Genomic DNA, 3809 nt, shown 5'->3' on the forward strand with positions numbered 1-3809 from the left:
GGCGAGGCAGTAGGCCGCCAGGGGCCACACCCGCGGCGAGTCGAAGGCGCGCACCTCCGGCAGCCACCCCAGCGGGCTCGCCCATGCGGCGTCCCGCCCCATGGCGTCGATGACGAAGCGGGTGAGATAGGCCACGGTGACCACGCCCAGGCCGAGCTGCTGGGCGGTGCGGGCCTGTTGGCACAGCTCGCCCAGGAGCAGGCCGACGGCGGCGAAGAACAGGACGCACGCGCCCGCGCCGGCCGCGTACCAGGCTGAGCCGACCACGGGCAGGCCGGTCGCCGCCATGAAGACTGTCAGCCCCGCCGCCGTGACGGCGCAGGTCAGGACCAGCAGCAGGGCGGCGGCGGCCAGCGGGGCCAGCCGTCCCACGCGCGATGCGGTGAGCAGCTCGGTGCGTCCGGCCTCCTCCTGGCGCCGGGTCAGTCCGATGGCCGTCACCACGCCCAGGATCGGGAAGAGGATCTGCCCCATGAATCCGACCTCGACGCCGGTGATCCCGCCGAGGGTGTCCAGCGCGTAGCCGCGGCCGTTGAAGGCGGTGGAGATGCCCGAGGCGCCCGCGGTCGCGGCGTACTCGACGCGCTGGTCCAGGTTGGGGTAGAGCCCCTCGACGCCGACGGCGATGGCTACCACCAGGGCGATGCAGATGACCGCGACCAGCGCCGGGCCGCGCCATGAGGTGCGCATCCCCAGGACCGTCATCCCTCCCAGGCCTGTCAGCGGGCGGCTGCGATGGTGAGCGGACCGTGTCATCGTGGCTCACCGCCGTCGTCGGTCTCCTGCTCGGTGTACTGGTCCAGGAAGAGCTGTTCGAGGCTCGGTGGGTGCACGGTGACCTGTAGCGGCCGGGCCGCTCCGACCGTGGTGAGGACGGTGGGTAGCGCGGCGGCCTGGGCCAGCAGCGTGGTGCGGTGGCCGCGTGGCTCGGTCTGGGAGCGCAGGCGGCTGACGCCGGTGACGTGCTCCAGCCCCGGGATGGCGGTGGGGGTGACGACGTCGACGGCGGTGGCGGCGCTGGAGCGAAGCTGTGACAAGGACCCGGTGAAGGTGGCCCGCCCGGCACGCACGACCGTGAGCCGGTCGCACAGGGTCTCGACCTCGGCCAGGATGTGACTGGAGAGCAGGACGGAGGTTCCGGAGGCGGAGCGCTCGGTGACGACGGCCTGGAAGACCGCCTCCATGAGAGGGTCGAGCCCGGAGGTGGGTTCGTCCAGGACGAGCAGCTCGACGTCGCATGCAAGGGCGGCCACGAGTGCGACCTTCTGGCGGTTGCCCTTGGAGTACGTGCGGAAGCGCCGGGTGGGGTCGAGGTCGAAGCGCTCGACGAGCTCGTCACGGCGGGTCCGGTTCATGGCTCCGTGGAAGCCTCCGAGCAGGTCGATGCACTGGCCGCCGGTGAGATTCGGCCACAGCATGGTGTCACCGGGGACGTAGGCCAGGCGGGAGTGGATGTCGACGGCGTGGCGCCAGGCGTCCTGGCCGAAGACTGCGACCGAGCCGGAGCTGAGCCGGAGCTGGCCGAGCAGAGCGCGGATCGTGGTCGACTTGCCGGCGCCGTTGGGGCCCAGGAAGCCATGGATCTCACCGGTGCGGACGGACAGGTCCAGTCCGTCCAGGGCGGTGACGGCGCCGAAGCGCTTGACGAGTGACTGTGCCTCAACAACACGATCTGACAGTGACTTGCTCATGACAGTGACTCTACTTGCTAGACTGTGACTGTCAAGAGCCGACGACGCCCAAGGAGAGCCCCGTGCCCGATCCCTCCAGGCGCTCCGGTGCCGACACCCCGGAGCGTGACGCCGCCGACAGCGCCGCGAACGCCGCCCGCGCACCACGGCCGGGCCTGCGCGAGCGCAAAAAGGCGGCGACGATGCACCGCATCCAGGCCATCGCCCTCGACCTGTTCGAGCGGTACGGCTTCGATGCGGTGAGCATCGAGCAGGTCGCCGACGCCGCCGAGGTCTCACCGTCCACGGTCTACCGCTACTTCGGGACCAAGGAGGGACTGGTCGTCCACGACGAGTACGACGACCGCGTCCTTGAGCTGCTCGTCTACTACCTCCAGCGCGACGACGACCTGGCGCACGTGCTGACCCGGGTGCTGGACGAGCTGTGGGCGGAACACTTCGTCAAGGACGCCGGACCCTCCTGGGTGCGCACCCGCTGGTGCTTCGAGCACCCCTCGATTCAGGGCGCCATGTGGGTCCTGGTCAACGAGCAGGTGGAGACCATAGCCCGGGCCGTGAGCGACTCGCGACGGATGCCGCTGTCCCGGGCCAGGATCCTGGCCTCGGCGACCATGTGGGGGATCGTGGCGGTCCTGCGCACCTGGTACGAGCAGGATGGGGTGAGCGACCTGCGTGCGGACATCGGCCAGGTCATCGACATGCTGGCGCGCCTGGAGCAGACGTCGCCCGGGTCCTGAGCCGGGTGACGCGTCCAGCGGGGCGCCCAGAAGACATATCAGATGTCGGCCGGTCACTCCTACGGTGACCGGCCGACGTCGTTCCTGAGCTGTCCCGGGACTGACTGGAATCGCCCTGATCAGGTGCTGACTCAATGCCGTATTTGGGTCCTACGGCCTTGACTGTGGTGAGACGCTGAGGTGTGAGCCTATGAGTTGCGGAACACGGCCCGGTTCATGGTGAGGAGAACTGTCCGGTCCCTCTCCGATCCGAGGGACCCTGTGGTGCCTCGTGGACGTGACCTTGCCGGCTCCTCCTCAACGATGGCGGTGCGACATGAACCTAGGGAACCTGACAGCAAAAGGCCAATGGACACTCTCTGACAACTCTCTTCTGCGACGCATCCTCGTGTGCTTCGTGGGGCAGGTGATCACGGCCTGTGGGATCGCGATCTGTCTGGAGGGCAAGAGCGGTGTCGACCCGTTCACGGCCTTCCTTCAGGGCATCTCCCACGTCTCAGGGATCTCCTTCGCCGTGATCGTCCCGATCGTCAACATCATCATGCTGATCCTCGTCTTCCCCTTCGACCGATCCATCTTCGGACTGGGGACGGTCATCAACTTCACCATCGTGGGCGTCTTCGTGGACTACTTCCGCCCGATCTACCGCAGCGTCTTCCACGTCGAGTACTCCGTGGGCATCATGCTCCTCCACCTGGCGATCGGGCTGCCTCTGTTCTGCCTGGGGGTCTCCATGTACATCACCTGCGACCTGGGCCAGTGCCCCTATGACGGGATCGCACCCTCGCTCAGGCGCCGCTTCCCGCGCTACAGCTACCGCACCTACCGTGTGGTCCAGGACATCATCACGATTCTCCTGGCCCTCATCCTCATCAGGTTCGACCTCTCGCTGGGCATCATCGCCCTGGGAACGGTCATCATGGGCTTCTTCGTCGGCCCCATCGTCGGATTCTTCAATATGCGCGTCTCCAACCGCCTCGTGGGGATATCCGGCGACATCTTCGCCGCGTCCAAGCCGGCAGCCGCAGGCTCCTCGGTGCGGGCCTGACCCGGTGGGGTGTCAGCGCCGTCAGGCCTCGGGGCGCTCGACGCCGAGCCACTCGTACCAGCCACGGTGCAGTACCAGCCAGGCCAGCAGACCGTATCCGGCCTGGCCCGGGTGCATGCCGCCGGCGGCCGCGACGTCGGCCGTCCACTGCTCGTGGTTGCGCAGCGGCTCGAAGGCGTCCACGTAGGGCACGTTGCGGCGCAGGCACACCTCCTCGGCGGCCTGGGAGAGCTGGGCGGTGGCGTCGGGGTCGGCCTCGGGCAGAGGAGGGGGCCCGACGACGAAGCACTCGCGGTGGTCGGAGGCGGCCGTGTCGAGAATGTTGGCCAGGGC

At 68.5% G+C, this 3809-nt stretch carries 4 protein-coding genes and 1 pseudogene; 2 read left to right on the top strand and 3 right to left on the bottom strand.

Going from position 1 to position 3809, the window contains the following annotated elements:
• Window positions 1-756, bottom strand: a pseudogene (locus RWR81_RS12805) (ABC transporter permease); the annotation flags it as partial.
• Window positions 753-1691, bottom strand: coding sequence for an ABC transporter ATP-binding protein (locus RWR81_RS12810; RefSeq protein ID WP_314458105.1), 939 nt, complete (start codon window positions 1689-1691; stop codon window positions 753-755). The gene RWR81_RS12810 and the pseudogene RWR81_RS12805, both read right to left, overlap by 4 nt.
• Before the next feature lie 62 nt (window positions 1692-1753).
• On the opposite strand from RWR81_RS12810, the gene RWR81_RS12815 reads away from it, so the two are divergent.
• Window positions 1754-2428, top strand: coding sequence for a TetR family transcriptional regulator (locus RWR81_RS12815; RefSeq protein ID WP_314458106.1), 675 nt, complete (start codon window positions 1754-1756; stop codon window positions 2426-2428).
• Between the two features lie 316 nt (window positions 2429-2744).
• A complete protein-coding gene (locus RWR81_RS12820) occupies window positions 2745-3476 on the top strand; it encodes a hypothetical protein (protein ID WP_314458107.1) in 732 nt (243 codons plus the stop codon).
• Window positions 3477-3497: 21 nt separating this feature from the next.
• Here the strand turns inward: RWR81_RS12820 and RWR81_RS12825 are convergent.
• Window positions 3498-3809: GDSL-type esterase/lipase family protein (locus RWR81_RS12825; RefSeq protein ID WP_314458108.1), on the bottom strand; the 312-nt coding region annotated here is incomplete at its 5' end.

This window comes from uncultured Actinomyces sp. (genome assembly GCF_963526355.1).
Taxonomy (GTDB): domain Bacteria; phylum Actinomycetota; class Actinomycetes; order Actinomycetales; family Actinomycetaceae; genus Actinomyces.

What these genes read in the sequence shown, in the direction of transcription:
- RWR81_RS12810 (WP_314458105.1), bottom strand. Translation starts at nt 1,691, where the DNA reads ATGAGCAAGTCACTGTCAGATCGTGTTGTTGAGGCACAGTCACTCGTC.
- RWR81_RS12820 (WP_314458107.1), top strand. Translation starts at nt 2,745, where the DNA reads ATGAACCTAGGGAACCTGACAGCAAAAGGCCAATGGACACTCTCTGAC.